We start from the raw sequence: 17,738 nt of genomic DNA, 5'->3' as shown, positions 1-17,738 counted from the left end.
AGATACCATGAAGAAGACGATTGTTGCCATGTTAGTAAGTGGCGCCGTGCTGTTCCCGGGCTTTACCCAGGCCCAAACACTGGAACAGTCAGTGGCACAGTCACTGGCTACCCATCCCAAAATCAAGGAAGCTTTTGATCTCTATCAGGCGCGACTGTATCAGCATGATGGAGCCAAAGGTGGTTACTATCCCACCATCGATCTGCGTGGTGGTGTCGGCTATGAGAAGACTGACAGCCCGTCAACTCGTGCGGCCGGCGCTAATTCGACCACCATCGATGACTCCATGACCCGTAAAGAGGCCGGTATCAGCCTGCGCCAGATGCTATTTGATGGTTTCAACGTCAGCAGCAACGTGGCTCGTACCGATGCCGAAGCCAATGCTCAGCGTCTGGCCATGATCTCTGAGGCGGAAAATACCGCCCTGCGCGTGGCTGAGGTTTACCTCAACATGCTGCGTCAGCAGGAAATCCTGGAGCTGTCCAAACAGAACCTGGAAACGCACGAGCAGATCCGCAGCGACATCAGCAAGCGGACCGATTCTGGTTTGGGATCCACGGCAGACCAGACTCAAATTGATGGTCGTGTTGCCAGAGCCTACGCCAATCAGGCGGCTGCCGAAAATAACTACCGGGATGCCGAGAGCGAGTTCATCCGGGTAGTCAACGAGATGCCAAAAGATTTGGTACAGCCGGTGCCGGATGCTCAGCTCATTCCGAGCAGCCTGGATGCCGCATTGAAGACGGCGACCGAGGTGCATCCGACCTTGCTGTCATCCTTGCAGGATATCGAAGCCGCCAAATATCAGCATGAAGGCTCCAAGTCCGGTTTTTATCCCAATGTCACGTTTGAAGTGGATCAGAACTGGAACGAGGACATTGATGCAGTCAAGGGACGCAATGACGATCTGACCGCCATGGTGCGCATGCGTTACAACCTGTTCCGTGGTGGTTCCGATCTGGCGCAGAGCAAGGCGACGTCCGCTCTCTATTCCCAGGCGAAAGATATTCATATGAATGCTTTCCGTCAGGTTGAAGAGGGAACTCGCCTGGCTTGGAACGCCAAAGAGTCTTTGACCAAGCAGAAGACCTTCCTGAAAGAGCACGTGGATGCCAGCTATGACACCGTACAGGCGTACAAGAAGCAGTTCGGGTTGGGCCAGCGAACCTTGCTTGACGTACTGAACACCGAGAACGAACTGTTTGAGGCCCGTCGCAGCTACATCACGGCCGAGTATGACTCCTTGCTGGCGGATTATCGGATCCTCAATGCCACTGGCAGTTTGCTCAATGCATTTAATGTGAAGCAGCCAGCCGATTGGCAAGCTAAACAGTAATGAAGTGCGCATCAGGTTTGATGCGAGTAAAAGGGATGGCTGCAGCCGGGCTGCTGCCATCCCTTGTCTCTGACGGCCACTTCTGGCCAGCGTTGTAACAGCCAGTGGATCTTTTGAAGATGCATGTGACTGAGCAGTATCGAGCAGGCAGTGTCGGCATGGCGTCAAGTTTCGTCTTGGCTCCGTTTTTGCGCGCACGCTGGTTGCGCTGGTTGCGCTGGTTGCGCTGGTTGCGCTGGTCACTCTGGCTGCTGCTGGTTTCTCTGCCTTTGTTGCTTTCTGCCAGCCAGCCTCTTACCCCCGAAGATCTCAAGCTGGTACAGCGTGCACAAGATACGTACGGTGTCAGGGCCGGTAAACGGGTCACGACTTGGCGTACGCTGGTTATGCAAAATCGTGCCGCCGGTCTGACTGACCGCCAGAAACTGGAGAAGGTAAACCAGTTTTTCAACCAGATGCGTTTTATCGACGATATCAAGTTGTGGCGTAAAAAAGACTATTGGGCGACCCCGTTGGAATTTTTGGGCGCGGCTGGTGGTGATTGTGAAGACTTCAGCATTTCAAAGTACTTTACCCTGCTGGAATTGGGGGTGCCGGATGAAAAAATGCGGATGGTCTATGTCAAGGCATTGGATTACAACCAGTTTCATATGGTAGTTGCTTACTATGAAACACCATCCTCAGTTCCCGTGATTTTGGATAACTTGATTGGGTCAATCCGGCCAGCCAGCCAGCGCCGGGATCTGATGCCGATATACAGCTTTAACGGTAGTCACTTGTGGTTGATGAAGGCGCGTGGTCAAGGGGAACTGGCTGGACAGTCCTCACGCCTGGGATTATGGAATGATTTACGCAATCGCATGACTTCGGGGCGATTGGCTCAGCCTGTGTTGAATTTGGATGATTAACCTATGACGCTCTACAGACAATTACTGGCAACCATGTTGATCCTGTTCGGCTTGTTGTTTGCAGCCACCTATTGGGTGCAATTCAACTCGACTCGTACCTATCTGGCGCAGCAACAGGAAACCACTGTTATCAACACCGCCACATCCCTTGGATTGGCGTTGACGCCTTATTTGGAAAATGGCGATAAGGTGGGGGCTGAATCCGTCATTCAGGCGATATTTGATGGGGGATATTATCGCTTGGTCCGTCTGGACTTGTTGGCTTCCAAAGATGTCATTGAGCATGAAAATACCAACAATATTCAGGGAGTGCCGCAGTGGTTCATTAATTTGGGCCTGTTTCCGGAAGTCTCCAACGAATCGATACTGACCTCTGGTTGGCTGCAACTGGGCAAATTGAAGGTTGTTGGCCACCCCGGGCAAGCCTACTACGAGCTGTGGCGTGGTATGAGCGAACTGGCGAGCTGGTTTCTGATAGGCTTTCTCATCACCACCATTTTGTTGATGCGTGCGCTCAACTATTTGCTCAAGCCGCTCAAGCAGATCTGCGAACAGGCGGTGGAGATCGAGCTCCACCACTTTGGCCACGCCATTCCTGAACCCAAGACCCATGAATTGAAACAGGTGGTACAAGCCATCAATACGCTTTCCAGCAAGCTGGCCCTGCAGTTCAAGGAACAGGCTGATGAGGCTGAAAAATTGCGGGAGCGGGTTTATGTGGACGCCGTATCAGGCTTGGGCAACCGGGCTTATTTCGTGGGTCAGGTAAACGCATGGATTGCCGAGGCAGGACAAGGCGGCGTCATGCTGGTCGCTGTCGATATGCTGGATGACCTGTACCGTGAGGAGGGGTTTGCCGCTCGCGACAACATGGTCAAGTCGATAGCACAGGCTCTGAAGGAGCAGCTGAAAGGCTGGGATGGGTCGGCACTGGCGCGGATTTCGGCCACGGAATATGCCTTACTGTGTCCTACCGATGATCTGGCCCAGCTGAAAGACTTGGCGGAAGTGATCAATAGTCGCATTGCCGACCTGGTTGTGAACCCCATGGGTGAGGGTGGTGCACTCTCCGTTATCGGTATTGCAGGGCGCGATGGTAATGACGATTTGTCAGCGTTGCTGACCAAGGCCGACAACGCCTTGGGCAAAGCGCGTAATGAACGTCGTGGCGCAGTAGTCATGGAGGGTGGTGTTGATCAAGGACTGATGGGACGTCTGGCTTGGCGCGATCTGGTACAAGATGCCATCGCTCGGCACTTGTGGCGCTTCAAGGCGCAACCTGCCTGCAGATTTGATAACGGTGAGCGTTTGCATGCCGAATTGTTTGCCTCTATTTCTCGTGATGGCACAGATTATTTTGCCGGTCAATTCTTGCCGGCCATCGAACAGTTCAAATTGGGCGGCGAATTCGATCAGGCGATACTTGAAGCTTCTATTCCATTGCTCCAACAACAGGCGGGTCTGGTCTTGGCGGTCAATATTACAGCTGGCTCGCTGTGTTCCGATGAGTTCAGAGCGTGGTTGACGGGCTATTTGACGGATCATGTCGAGCTGCAAGAGCGGCTGCTGTTTGAAATCCCGGAAGCTGCCATCATGAAACATAAAGATCATGTCACCGCCTTGGTGAAGGCCTTGCAAGAACATGGATTCCAGTGGGGGGTGGATCATTATGGACGTCACTTCCAGTCACTGGGATATCTGGAAGAGCTGGCTCCAGCCTATGTCAAGGTTGATCATGGCTATACCAGTCAGGTGATGGAGCCGGGGGCGGATACCTCCTTCCTGGCAGCTGTGTGCCGCGCCGCTCACAATGCCGGAGTCACAACCATTGCGACCCGGGTTGAAGATCAACATCAGGTTGAGCTGCTTGCCAAATTGCATATCGATGGTTATCAGGGTTTTGTTCATCCCGCATTCCCACTGGCTTGAACGTTATCAAATCAAAAGGGGCCCATAAGGGCCCTTTTTTTATTCTAAAGATGAATATGAATAGGTATTTTTAGGGCACCGCTCTGTTTTAGGTTCGTTTGAGACGTCACCAAGTGATTGATTTGACATTATAAAAAAGACCCTTCGATTTAATACATTGTACCCCCCCAGGATGGAACAAATTCAATACATTTTTGCAACGGATGCGAAGCGTACAGACATCTATGGTGTAGACATCGAGATCTGTCACGTTGGAGCAAAGGATATGCGCACTCAAATCATCGACAAAACGGTTGTGGTTTCTTCCATTGAAGGCAGTGTTCAAATTGTGCTGGCTGATGGAAGCAGTCGCCCATTGCAAAAAGGCGAGACCCTCCAGCCGGGGGCCAAGCTTAATATTGCAGATGACGCCAAACTGATTTTGGCTCCCTATGACGAATCTCCAGCCGCCGCTACTCCAGATGCTCCCGCTCATGACGCATCAGCCCCTGGTCAACCTCGAGCCCCTGATGCGGGTACCGCAGCTTCTCCTGATATCGCTGCATTGCAAAAATCAATTCTGCAAGGGGTAGACCCGACACAAAACTTTGAAGCTTCTGCTGCCGGTGGGGCACCTGCTGCCGGTGGTGGTGGGATCGGTGGTGTAGCCGGTGCCAGTGGCAATGGTGGCTTTGTCACCATTGACCGTATTGGTGATGCAACCATTGCTGCCGCAGGCTTTGACACCACATATCAGACAGAGCCGGTTGTAGATACACAACAAGTAGTAGAGCCCTTGCTGGTCAATGAACTGACGGATCAGGGCGAGCAGCTGGTTGTTGCGGAAGACGGTGTATTGAATGGCAATTTGCTGGATAACACGGTCAATACCGATGGGCCGTCAGCTGCGTCGGTTCTGCTCTTCAGCTGGGGAGGCAACGCCAATGTGGCTGTCGGAACCAGTGTGACAATCGACGGGATCGGTACGCTTGTCGTGAATGGCGATGGCAGCTTCACATTCACCCCGGCTCCCAACTACGACGGTGCTGTTCCCCCAGTCGTATACACGGTTACCGATGGCACCGATACGGTCCAATCCACCTTGGAACTCACTATCACGCCAGTCAATGATCTTGCTGATCAGGGCGAGAATGTCGTGGTGACGGAGGATGCGGCGGTATCGGGCAATTTGCTTGACAACACAGTCGATAATGATGGGCCTCAGGCTGCTACTGTCACCGGGTTTAGCTGGGGTGGGCTTGCCAACACGACTTTGGGCACCCCCGTCACTCTGGCCGGGGTTGGTACCCTGCTGGTCAATGCAGATGGCAGCTATCAGTTTACGCCAGCTACCAATTATGACGGCCCTGTCCCAGCGGTCAGTTATACCGTCACAGATGGTACAGATTCAGTACAGTCCATACTGACTATCACGATCACTCCTGTTGATGAGCCGGTTGAGCTTGCCGGTCTGCAGCTGGAGGGCGGAGAACTGACATTAAATGAAGCCTCATTGGCAGGAGGAAGTAATCCAAATGCAGCTGCTGTGACTCAGAGCGGTATTTTTACCTTCAGTGCAGCCGATGGTGTGCAGAGTCTGACGCTGGGAGGCGTCGCCTTGGTCACCAATGGGCAAGCTGTTACAGCCTTCCCGCAAACCATTATCAGTCCACTTGGTAACCAATTGATCGTTACCGGCATTAATTACAATCCCGTTACCGGCACGGGTAGCGTGAACTACAGCTACACCTTGGGGGGAGTGAAACCCACACCCAGCCTGCCAATGACAATTCGCTTAGCGAGAGTTTCAGCGTCGTACTGGTTGATACCGATGGTGACAATACCAGCGGCAGCCTGGATGTGGTCATTCTGGATGATGTTCCCAGCGTTACCCTTACTACCAATTCTGAAGGATTGGGCTCTGTGTCCGTGGATGAAAGCCTGGTCAGCCTGGGTGGCGTTGGCAGCGACGGAGTGGCCAGTGCCACCCTGAGTGCGGCCACTGTGCAGGCCCAGTTCAACCCGGCCTTCGGGGCCGACGGGGCGGGCAGCATAGGCTACAGCCTGGCGCTGACCGGTACCAATGTGGCGAGCGGCCTGTATGCGGTTGACCCGCTGGCCGCCAACGGGCAGGGTGCCGCCATCGTGCTCAATCAGGTGGGCAACATCATCACCGGCAGTGCGGGCGGGGTGGATTACTTCACCCTGACCATCAACCCGACCACCGGGGAAGTGACCCTGGCCCTGCTGGACAACGTCTGGCACGGCGACACCACCAATGCGGATGACAGCGTGGCACTGACGCTGGGTCAGGGTGTGCTGACCCTGGTGCAGACCGTGACCGATGCCGACGGCGATAGCGCCAGCGCGTCTGTGGACCTGGGCGCCAACGGCGTGTTCCGTTTCGAGGATGACGGCCCGCGGGCCGGGCTGGCAGAAGAAGCGCCACGACTTGGTGCAACCGTGGATGAAAGCCTGGTCAGCCTGGGCGGTGTTGGCGGTGACGGGGTGGCCAGTGCCAGCCTGAGTGCGGCCGACGTGCAGGCCCAGTTCAACCCGGCCTTCGGGGCCGACGGGGCGGGCAGCATAGGCTACAGCCTGGCGCTGACCGGTACCAATGTGGCGAGCGGCCTGTATGCGGTTGACCCGCTGGCCGCCAACGGGCAGGGTGCCGCCATCGTGCTCAATCAGGTGGGCAACATCATCACCGGCAGTGCGGGCGGGGTGGATTACTTCACCCTGACCATCAACCCGACCACCGGGGAAGTGACCCTGGCCCTGCTGGACAACGTCTGGCACGGCGACACCACCAATGCGGATGACAGCGTGGCACTGACGCTGGGTCAGGGGGTGCTGACCCTGGTGCAGACCGTGACCGATGCCGACGGCGATAGCGCCAGCGCGTCTGTGGACCTGGGCGCCAACGGCGTGTTCCGCTTCGAGGATGACGGCCCGCGGGCCGGGCTGGCAGAAGAAGCGCCACGACTTGGTGCAACCGTGGATGAAAGCCTGGTCAGCCTGGGCGGTGTTGGCGGTGACGGGGTGGCCAGTGCCAGCCTGAGTGCGGCCGACGTGCAGGCCCAGTTCAACCCGGCCTTCGGGGCCGATGGGGCGGGCAGCATCGGCTACAGCCTGGCGCTGACCGGTACCAATGTGGCGAGCGGCCTGTATGCGGTTGACCCGCTGGCCGCCAACGGGCAGGGTGCCGCCATCGTGCTCAATCAGGTGGGCAACATCATCACCGGCAGTGCGGGCGGGGTGGATTACTTCACCCTGACCATCAACCCGACCACCGGGGAAGTGACCCTGGCCCTGCTGGACAACGTCTGGCACGGCGACACCACCAATGCGGATGACAGCGTGGCACTGACGCTGGGTCAGGGTGTGCTGACCCTGGTGCAGACCGTGACCGATGCCGACGGCGATAGCGCCAGCGCGTCTGTGGACCTGGGCGCCAACGGCGTGTTCCGCTTCGAGGATGACGGCCCGCGGGCCGGGCTGGCAGAAGAAGCCCCGCGTCTGGGTACGACCGTGGATGAAAGCCTGGTCAGCCTGGGCGGCGTTGGCGGTGACGGGGTGGCCAGTGCCAGCCTGAGCGCGGCCAATGTGCAGGCCCAGTTCAACCCGGCCTTCGGGGCCGATGGGGCGGGCAGCATCGGCTACAGCCTGGCGCTGACCGGTACCAATGTGGCGAGCGGCCTGTATGCGGTCGATCCGGCTGCGGCCAACGGGCAGGGTGCCGCCATCGTGCTCAATCAGGTGGGCAACGTCATCACCGGCAGCGCCGGTGGGGTGGACTACTTCACCCTGACCATCAACCCGACCACCGGGGAAGTGACCCTGGCCCTGCTGGACAACGTCTGGCATGGCGACACCACCAATGCGGATGACAGCGTGGCACTGACGCTGGGTCAGGGTGTGCTGACCCTGGTGCAGACCGTGACCGATGCCGACGGCGATAGCGCCAGCGCGTCTGTGGACCTGGGCGCCAACGGCGTGTTCCGCTTCGAGGATGACGGCCCGCGGGCCGGGCTGGCAGAAGAAGCCCCGCGTCTGGGTACGACCGTGGATGAAAGCCTGGTCAGCCTGGGCGGCGTTGGCGGTGACGGGGTGGCCAGTGCCAGCCTGAGCGCGGCCAATGTGCAGGCCCAGTTCAACCCGGCCTTCGGGGCCGACGGGGCGGGCAGCATAGGCTACAGCCTGGCGCTGACCGGTACCAATGTGGCGAGCGGCCTGTATGCGGTTGACCCGCTGGCCGCCAACGGGCAGGGTGCCGCCATCGTGCTCAATCAGGTGGGCAACATCATCACCGGCAGTGCGGGCGGGGTGGATTACTTCACCCTGACCATCAACCCGACCACCGGGGAAGTGACCCTGGCCCTGCTGGATAACGTCTGGCACGGCGACACCACCAATGCGGATGACAGCGTGGCACTGACGCTGGGTCAGGGTGTGCTGACCCTGGTGCAGACCGTGACCGATGCCGACGGCGATAGCGCCAGCGCGTCTGTGGACCTGGGCGCCAACGGCGTGTTCCGCTTCGAGGATGACGGCCCGCGGGCCGGGCTGGCAGAAGAAGCCCCGCGTCTGGGTACGACCGTGGATGAAAGCCTGGTCAGCCTGGGCGGCGTTGGCGGTGACGGGGTGGCCAGTGCCAGCCTGAGCGCGGCCAATGTGCAGGCCCAGTTCAACCCGGCCTTCGGGGCCGATGGGGCGGGCAGCATCGGCTACAGCCTGGCGCTGACCGGTACCAATGTGGCGAGCGGCCTGTATGCGGTCGATCCGGCTGCGGCCAACGGGCAGGGTGCCGCCATCGTGCTCAATCAGGTGGGCAACGTCATCACCGGCAGCGCCGGTGGGGTGGACTACTTCACCCTGACCATCAACCCGACCACCGGGGAAGTGACCCTGGCCCTGCTGGACAACGTCTGGCACGGCGACACCACCAATGCGGATGACAGCGTGGCACTGACGCTGGGTCAGGGTGTGCTGACCCTGGTGCAGACCGTGACCGATGCCGACGGCGATAGCGCCAGCGCGTCTGTGGACCTGGGCGCCAACGGCGTGTTCCGCTTCGAGGATGACGGCCCGCGGGCCGGGCTGGCAGAAGAAGCCCCGCGTCTGGGTACGACCGTGGATGAAAGCCTGGTCAGCCTGGGCGGCGTTGGCGGTGACGGGGTGGCCAGTGCCAGCCTGAGCGCGGCCAATGTGCAGGCCCAGTTCAACCCGGCCTTCGGGGCCGACGGGGCGGGCAGCATAGGCTACAGCCTGGCGCTGACCGGTACCAATGTGGCGAGCGGCCTGTATGCGGTTGACCCGCTGGCCGCCAACGGGCAGGGTGCCGCCATCGTGCTCAATCAGGTGGGCAACATCATCACCGGCAGTGCGGGCGGGGTGGATTACTTCACCCTGACCATCAACCCGACCACCGGGGAAGTGACCCTGGCCCTGCTGGACAACGTCTGGCACGGCGACACCACCAATGCGGATGACAGCGTGGCACTGACGCTGGGTCAGGGTGTGCTGACCCTGGTGCAGACCGTGACCGATGCCGACGGCGATAGCGCCAGCGCGTCTGTGGACCTGGGCGCCAACGGCGTGTTCCGCTTCGAGGATGACGGCCCGCGGGCCGGGCTGGCAGAAGAAGCCCCGCGTCTGGGTACGACCGTGGATGAAAGCCTGGTCAGCCTGGGCGGCGTTGGCGGTGACGGGGTGGCCAGTGCCAGCCTGAGTGCGGCCGACGTGCAGGCCCAGTTCAACCCGGCCTTCGGGGCCGACGGGGCGGGCAGCATAGGCTACAGCCTGGCGCTGACCGGTACCAATGTGGCGAGCGGCCTGTATGCGGTTGACCCGCTGGCCGCCAACGGGCAGGGTGCCGCCATCGTGCTCAATCAGGTGGGCAACATCATCACCGGCAGTGCGGGCGGGGTGGATTACTTCACCCTGACCATCAACCCGACCACCGGGGAAGTGACCCTGGCCCTGCTGGACAACGTCTGGCACGGCGACACCACCAATGCGGATGACAGCGTGGCACTGACGCTGGGTCAGGGGGTGCTGACCCTGGTGCAGACCGTGACCGATGCCGACGGCGATAGCGCCAGCGCGTCTGTGGACCTGGGCGCCAACGGCGTGTTCCGCTTCGAGGATGACGGCCCGCGGGCCGGGCTGGCAGAAGAAGCGCCACGACTTGGTGCAACCGTGGATGAAAGCCTGGTCAGCCTGGGCGGCGTTGGCGGTGACGGGGTGGCCAGTGCCAGCCTGAGCGCGGCCAATGTGCAGGCCCAGTTCAACCCGGCCTTCGGGGCCGATGGGGCGGGCAGCATCGGCTACAGCCTGGCGCTGACCGGTACCAATGTGGCGAGCGGCCTGTATGCGGTCGATCCGGCTGCGGCCAACGGGCAGGGTGCCGCCATCGTGCTCAATCAGGTGGGCAACGTCATCACCGGCAGCGCCGGTGGGGTGGACTACTTCACCCTGACCATCAACCCGACCACCGGGGAAGTGACCCTGGCCCTGCTGGACAACGTCTGGCATGGCGACACCACCAATGCGGATGACAGCGTGGCACTGACGCTGGGTCAGGGTGTGCTGACCCTGGTGCAGACCGTGACCGATGCCGACGGCGATAGCGCCAGCGCGTCTGTGGACCTGGGCGCCAACGGCGTGTTCCGCTTCGAGGATGACGGCCCGCGGGCCGGGCTGGCAGAAGAAGCCCCGCGTCTGGGTACGACCGTGGATGAAAGCCTGGTCAGCCTGGGCGGCGTTGGCGGTGACGGGGTGGCCAGTGCCAGCCTGAGCGCGGCCAATGTGCAGGCCCAGTTCAACCCGGCCTTCGGGGCCGACGGGGCGGGCAGCATAGGCTACAGCCTGGCGCTGACCGGTACCAATGTGGCGAGCGGCCTGTATGCGGTTGACCCGCTGGCCGCCAACGGGCAGGGTGCCGCCATCGTGCTCAATCAGGTGGGCAACATCATCACCGGCAGTGCGGGCGGGGTGGATTACTTCACCCTGACCATCAACCCGACCACCGGGGAAGTGACCCTGGCCCTGCTGGATAACGTCTGGCACGGCGACACCACCAATGCGGATGACAGCGTGGCACTGACGCTGGGTCAGGGTGTGCTGACCCTGGTGCAGACCGTGACCGATGCCGACGGCGATAGCGCCAGCGCGTCTGTGGACCTGGGCGCCAACGGCGTGTTCCGCTTCGAGGATGACGGCCCGCGGGCCGGGCTGGCAGAAGAAGCCCCGCGTCTGGGTACGACCGTGGATGAAAGCCTGGTCAGCCTGGGCGGCGTTGGCGGTGACGGGGTGGCCAGTGCCAGCCTGAGCGCGGCCAATGTGCAGGCCCAGTTCAACCCGGCCTTCGGGGCCGATGGGGCGGGCAGCATCGGCTACAGCCTGGCGCTGACCGGTACCAATGTGGCGAGCGGCCTGTATGCGGTTGACCCGCTGGCCGCCAACGGGCAGGGTGCCGCCATCGTGCTCAATCAGGTGGGCAACATCATCACCGGCAGTGCGGGCGGGGTGGATTACTTCACCCTGACCATCAACCCGACCACCGGGGAAGTGACCCTGGCCCTGCTGGATAACGTCTGGCACGGCGACACCACCAATGCGGATGACAGCGTGGCACTGACGCTGGGTCAGGGTGTGCTGACCCTGGTGCAGACCGTGACCGATGCCGACGGCGATAGCGCCAGCGCGTCTGTGGACCTGGGCGCCAACGGCGTGTTCCGCTTCGAGGATGACGGCCCGCGGGCCGGGGTGGCAGAAGAAGCCCCGCGTCTGGGTACGACCGTGGATGAAAGCCTGGTCAGCCTGGGCGGCGTTGGCGGTGACGGGGTGGCCAGTGCCAGCCTGAGCGCGGCCAATGTGCAGGCCCAGTTCAACCCGGCCTTCGGGGCCGACGGGGCGGGCAGCATAGGCTACAGCCTGGCGCTGACCGGTACCAATGTGGCGAGCGGCCTGTATGCGGTTGACCCGCTGGCCGCCAACGGGCAGGGTGCCGCCATCGTGCTCAATCAGGTGGGCAACATCATCACCGGCAGTGCGGGCGGGGTGGATTACTTCACCCTGACCATCAACCCGACCACCGGGGAAGTGACCCTGGCCCTGCTGGACAACGTCTGGCACGGCGACACCACCAATGCGGATGACAGCGTGGCACTGACGCTGGGTCAGGGTGTGCTGACCCTGGTGCAGACCGTGACCGATGCCGACGGCGATAGCGCCAGCGCGTCTGTGGACCTGGGCGCCAACGGCGTGTTCCGCTTCGAGGATGACGGCCCGCGGGCCGGGGTGGCAGAAGAAGCCCCGCGTCTGGGTACGACCGTGGATGAAAGCCTGGTCAGCCTGGGCGGCGTTGGCGGTGACGGGGTGGCCAGTGCCAGCCTGAGCGCGGCCAATGTGCAGGCCCAGTTCAACCCGGCCTTCGGGGCCGATGGGGCGGGCAGCATCGGCTACAGCCTGGCGCTGACCGGTACCAATGTGGCGAGCGGCCTGTATGCGGTCGATCCGGCTGCGGCCAACGGCCAGGGTGCCGCCATCGTGCTCAATCAGGTGGGCAACGTCATCACCGGCAGCGCCGGTGGGGTGGACTACTTCACCCTGACCATCAACCCGACCACCGGGGAAGTGACCCTGGCCCTGCTGGACAACGTCTGGCATGGCGACACCACCAATGCGGATGACAGCGTGGCACTGACGCTGGGTCAGGGTGTGCTGACCCTGGTGCAGACCGTGACCGATGCCGACGGCGATAGCGCCAGCGCGTCTGTGGACCTGGGCGCCAACGGCGTGTTCCGCTTCGAGGATGACGGCCCGCGGGCCGGGCTGGCAGAAGAAGCCCCGCGTCTGGGTACGACCGTGGATGAAAGCCTGGTCAGCCTGGGCGGCGTTGGCGGTGACGGGGTGGCCAGTGCCAGCCTGAGCGCGGCCAATGTGCAGGCCCAGTTCAACCCGGCCTTCGGGGCCGATGGGGCGGGCAGCATCGGCTACAGCCTGGCGCTGACCGGTACCAATGTGGCGAGCGGCCTGTATGCGGTCGATCCGGCTGCGGCCAACGGGCAGGGTGCCGCCATCGTGCTCAATCAGGTGGGCAACGTCATCACCGGCAGCGCCGGTGGGGTGGACTACTTCACCCTGACCATCAACCCGACCACCGGGGAAGTGACCCTGGCCCTGCTGGACAACGTCTGGCATGGCGACACCACCAATGCGGATGACAGCGTGGCACTGACGCTGGGTCAGGGTGTGCTGACCCTGGTGCAGACCGTGACCGATGCCGACGGCGATAGCGCCAGCGCGTCTGTGGACCTGGGCGCCAACGGCGTGTTCCGCTTCGAGGACGACGTGCCGAGCGTGACCATCAACGCGGTGGCGGACAGTGGCATCACCCTGACCACCCAGGATGCGCAGACCATCGGGTCGGCCAGTGACACGGCGACCGGCAGTTTTGCGGCGGCGTTCCTGGCGGCGGCGGTGCCGAGCTATGGCGCGGACGGTCCGGGCACCACCACGGTGAGTGGCTACAGCCTGAGCGTGACCGACAGCAACAGCGGGCTGACCAGCAATGGGCTGGCAATCACCCTGACCAAGGTGGGCAGCGACATCGTTGGCTCGACCACGGCCGGGGAGGTGTTCCGCATCAGCGTGGCGAGCAATGGCACGGTGACGCTGACGCAGTCGGCGGAGCTGGACCATCTGCCGGAGGATGTGGACAACAGCAACGACAACAATCTCATCAGCCTGGCCAATGGCAAGGTACTGCTGAGTGCGACGGTGACGGTGGTGGATGGCGACAACGACACCGCGACCGGGACGGTGAGTGCGGACCTTGGCGGCAATATCCGCTTCGAGGACGACGTGCCGAGCGTGACCATCAACGCGGTGGCGGACAGTGGCATCACCCTGACCACCCAGGATGCGCAGACCATCGGGTCGGCCAGTGACACGGCGACCGGCAGTTTTGCGGCGGCGTTCCTGGCGGCGGCGGTGCCGAGCTATGGCGCGGACGGTCCGGGCACCACCACGGTGAGTGGCTACAGCCTGAGCGTGACCGACAGCAACAGCGGGCTGACCAGCAATGGGCTGGCAATCACCCTGACCAAGGTGGGCAGCGACATCGTTGGCTCGACCACGGCCGGGGAGGTGTTCCGCATCAGCGTGGCGAGCAATGGCACGGTGACGCTGACGCAGTCGGCGGAGCTGGACCATCTGCCGGAGGATGTGGACAACAGCAACGACAACAATCTCATCAGCCTGGCCAATGGCAAGGTACTGCTGAGTGCGACGGTGACGGTGGTGGATGGCGACAACGACACCGCGACCGGGACGGTGAGTGCGGACCTTGGCGGCAATATCCGCTTCGAGGACGACGTGCCGAGCGTGACCATCAACGCGGTGGCGGACAGTGGCATCACCCTGACCACCCAGGATGCGCAGACCATCGGGTCGGCCAGTGACACGGCGACCGGCAGTTTTGCGGCGGCGTTCCTGGCGGCGGCGGTGCCGAGCTATGGCGCGGACGGTCCGGGCACCACCACGGTGAGTGGCTACAGCCTGAGCGTGACCGACAGCAACAGCGGGCTGACCAGCAATGGGCTGGCAATCACCCTGACCAAGGTGGGCAGCGACATCGTTGGCTCGACCACGGCCGGGGAGGTGTTCCGCATCAGCGTGGCGAGCAATGGCACGGTGACGCTGACGCAGTCGGCGGAGCTGGACCATCTGCCGGAGGATGTGGACAACAGCAACGACAACAATCTCATCAGCCTGGCCAATGGCAAGGTACTGCTGAGTGCGACGGTGACGGTGGTGGATGGCGACAACGACACCGCGACCGGGACGGTGAGTGCGGACCTTGGCGGCAATATCCGCTTCGAGGACGACGTGCCGAGCGTGACCATCAACGCGGTGGCGGACAGTGGCATCACCCTGACCACCCAGGATGCGCAGACCATCGGGTCGGCCAGTGACACGGCGACCGGCAGTTTTGCGGCGGCGTTCCTGGCGGCGGCGGTGCCGAGCTATGGCGCGGACGGTCCGGGCACCACCACGGTGAGTGGCTACAGCCTGAGCGTGACCGACAGCAACAGCGGGCTGACCAGCAATGGGCTGGCAATCACCCTGACCAAGGTGGGCAGCGACATCGTTGGCTCGACCACGGCCGGGGAGGTGTTCCGCATCAGCGTGGCGAGCAATGGCACGGTGACGCTGACGCAGTCGGCGGAGCTGGACCATCTGCCGGAGGATGTGGACAACAGCAACGACAACAATCTCATCAGCCTGGCCAATGGCAAGGTACTGCTGAGTGCGACGGTGACGGTGGTGGATGGCGACAACGACACCGCGACCGGGACGGTGAGTGCGGACCTTGGCGGCAATATCCGCTTCGAGGACGACGTGCCAACTGCAAACCCTGTAACCAATGCAGGTCAAGCAACTCAGGTTCAAAATACCAACCTGATGCTTATCCTCGATATTTCCGGCAGCATGGATTATGACTCCGGTTATCAAGGCATGACTCGAATGCAAGTCATGCAGAAATCAGCATTGGAGTTGCTCGACAAGTACAGTGCTTATGGCAATGTCATGGTCAATATCATCACATTTGCTACTTCCGCGACCAATCCGACAGGTGTCTGGGTCAATGTGGATACAGCCAAGGCGATTATCCTGGGTCTGGTATCAACAGATTCAACAAACTATGACGATGCACTCAATGAGGCGATCAAAGCATTCGGCGATACAGGCAAGCTGGCCAATGCCCAGAATGTCTCTTACTTCATGTCTGATGGTGAGCCTAATGCAAATGCTCTGAGCGGTAGTCCAGCCACAGTACCTGATGGCAACAACAGCTTGGGTGGAGGGGATGGTATTGATGGCGATGGGACCACTCTCACTGGGGAGGCAAAAGACTGGGCTGATTTCCTGAAAGCAAATGACATCAATTCATTTGCTCTAGGTATGGGAAGTGGTTCAACTGCCTCGGCATTGGATCCTATTGCCTATAACGGTGTCAGTGAGGTGAACACAACTTCGTTGATTGTGACTGACTTCAGTCAACTGGCAGCCACGCTGTTGAGCACTGTTGTTGCACCTCCACTGTCCGGACAATTGCTCAACGGAGGGTTAACAGCCAGTACCGGTGCTGATGGTGGATGGATTGGCTCTATTACAGTTGCTGGTGTTACCTACCATTACGACCAGAAAACTGACATCTCAAGTGTTACCGGTGGTACCTCTGCGGGAACATTCAACACTGCTACCAATGAATGGTCTATCTCGGTTGCTGGCGGCATCCTGAAAGTTGATATGGACACTGGCGCCTATACCTTTACTCCGCCATCGGTCATTCCGTCTGGTGGGATAAGTCAGGTATTTGGCTACAACGTGATTGACCATGATGGAGACACGGCTGCAAGCACTCTGTCTCTTATCATCAACCCAGCTATCGGACCTACAGTGGTGCGTGATGACTTTGTCATTACCAATCAAGATCCTTCGACTATTCCTGATTGGGCACTGCTTGCCAATGACACTGGACCATTGGCTGCCACTCAAGTAATCACAGGTGTATCTGGTGCTGTCGGGGGCACGGTCACTGATGGAGCTGGTTCTATTGTGTTTGATGACACGTCGGGTAGTGCAACACCTAGTACCTATGATGGTTCATTCAACTACACCAACAGTACGACGACGGATCCGGCTAAGGTTTTCGTAGATGTACAGAGTGGTTCTACTCTCACGGGCAGTTACCTTGATGAAATCCTGATTGGTGGTTCAGGGAATGACACGCTTAACGGAAATGCTGGTAACGATATCCTACTTGGGGGAGCAGGCAATGACAGTCTGAATGGTGGTGAGGGTAACGATATTCTTGTCGGTGGTGCGGGTAATGACACCCTAAATGGTGGCAGTGGCAATGATACCGCGAGCTACCTTGATAGTACGGCAGGAGTCACTGTCACTGTAAATGGTAATAACCAGATCACTGGCGGTGCAGGTACGGATAGTTTGAGCAACATGGAGAACCTGATTGGTTCCATGTTCAATGACTCTCTAACAGGAGATGGCAATGCCAATGTCCTCAGTGGTCTTGCTGGCAACGACATCCTGATTGGTGGTGGTGGCGATGACATGCTGATAGGAGGAGCAGGCAGTGACACTATGACCGGTGGCACTGGCAAGGATACCTTCAAGTGGATGGCGGGTGACGCCGGTGGTATTGATACCATCAAGGACTTCACCACTGGGGCTAATGGGGATGTACTCGACCTGAGTGAATTGTTGAGTGGTGAGCATACCAATGCTGCCACGCTGGATCAGTATTTCAACTTCGCATCTGGTCCTGGCAGTAACAAGTCAACATTAACTATCGATTTGGATGGTTCGGGAAGTGCGTCTACAACTCATACCATCTTCTTCGATAATGTGGATCTCACTCTCGGAGGCACAAGAACAGATCAACAGATCATTCAAGACTTGCTGGATCAAGGCAACCTCAAGGTTGATCCGTAACCAGCCAAGGGGGCCGGGTAATACCTGGCCCCTGTTTTTTGACTGAGGGGGCGGCTAAG

General features: G+C 60.3%; 5 protein-coding genes. All 5 read left to right on the top strand.

What is annotated here, in order from left to right; genetic code table 11:
• The first annotated feature begins 7 nt into the window (after positions 1-7).
• Complete coding sequence (locus tag ACPDZI_RS13395) at positions 8-1,336, top strand: TolC family outer membrane protein (protein ID WP_146061230.1); 1,329 nt, start codon at positions 8-10, stop codon at positions 1,334-1,336.
• Between the two features lie 119 nt (positions 1,337-1,455).
• Positions 1,456-2,244, top strand: coding sequence for a transglutaminase-like cysteine peptidase (locus tag ACPDZI_RS13390; protein ID WP_438833294.1), 789 nt, complete (start codon positions 1,456-1,458; stop codon positions 2,242-2,244).
• A gap of 3 nt (positions 2,245-2,247) precedes the next feature.
• A complete protein-coding gene (locus tag ACPDZI_RS13385; RefSeq protein ID WP_438833293.1) occupies positions 2,248-4,173 on the top strand; it encodes an EAL domain-containing protein in 1,926 nt (641 codons plus the stop codon).
• A 172-nt stretch (positions 4,174-4,345) separates the two neighbouring features.
• Positions 4,346-6,145 carry a retention module-containing protein gene (locus tag ACPDZI_RS13380; RefSeq protein WP_438833292.1) on the top strand — a complete coding sequence of 600 codons (1,800 nt, stop codon included), beginning with the start codon at positions 4,346-4,348 and terminating at the stop codon, positions 6,143-6,145.
• Positions 6,076-17,679: a DUF5801 repeats-in-toxin domain-containing protein gene (locus tag ACPDZI_RS13375; RefSeq protein WP_438833291.1), complete on the top strand. Its 11,604-nt coding sequence runs from the start codon at positions 6,076-6,078 to the stop codon at positions 17,677-17,679. Before ACPDZI_RS13380 ends, ACPDZI_RS13375 begins: the two co-directional genes overlap by 70 nt.
• Positions 17,680-17,738 lie beyond the last annotated feature (59 nt).

The sequence above is a fragment of the Aeromonas oralensis genome (genome assembly GCF_049665575.1).
Classification (GTDB): domain Bacteria; phylum Pseudomonadota; class Gammaproteobacteria; order Enterobacterales; family Aeromonadaceae; genus Aeromonas; species Aeromonas hydrophila.
Note: the sequence above shows the minus strand (reverse complement) of the source record. Positions and strands in the feature narration are given on the sequence as shown.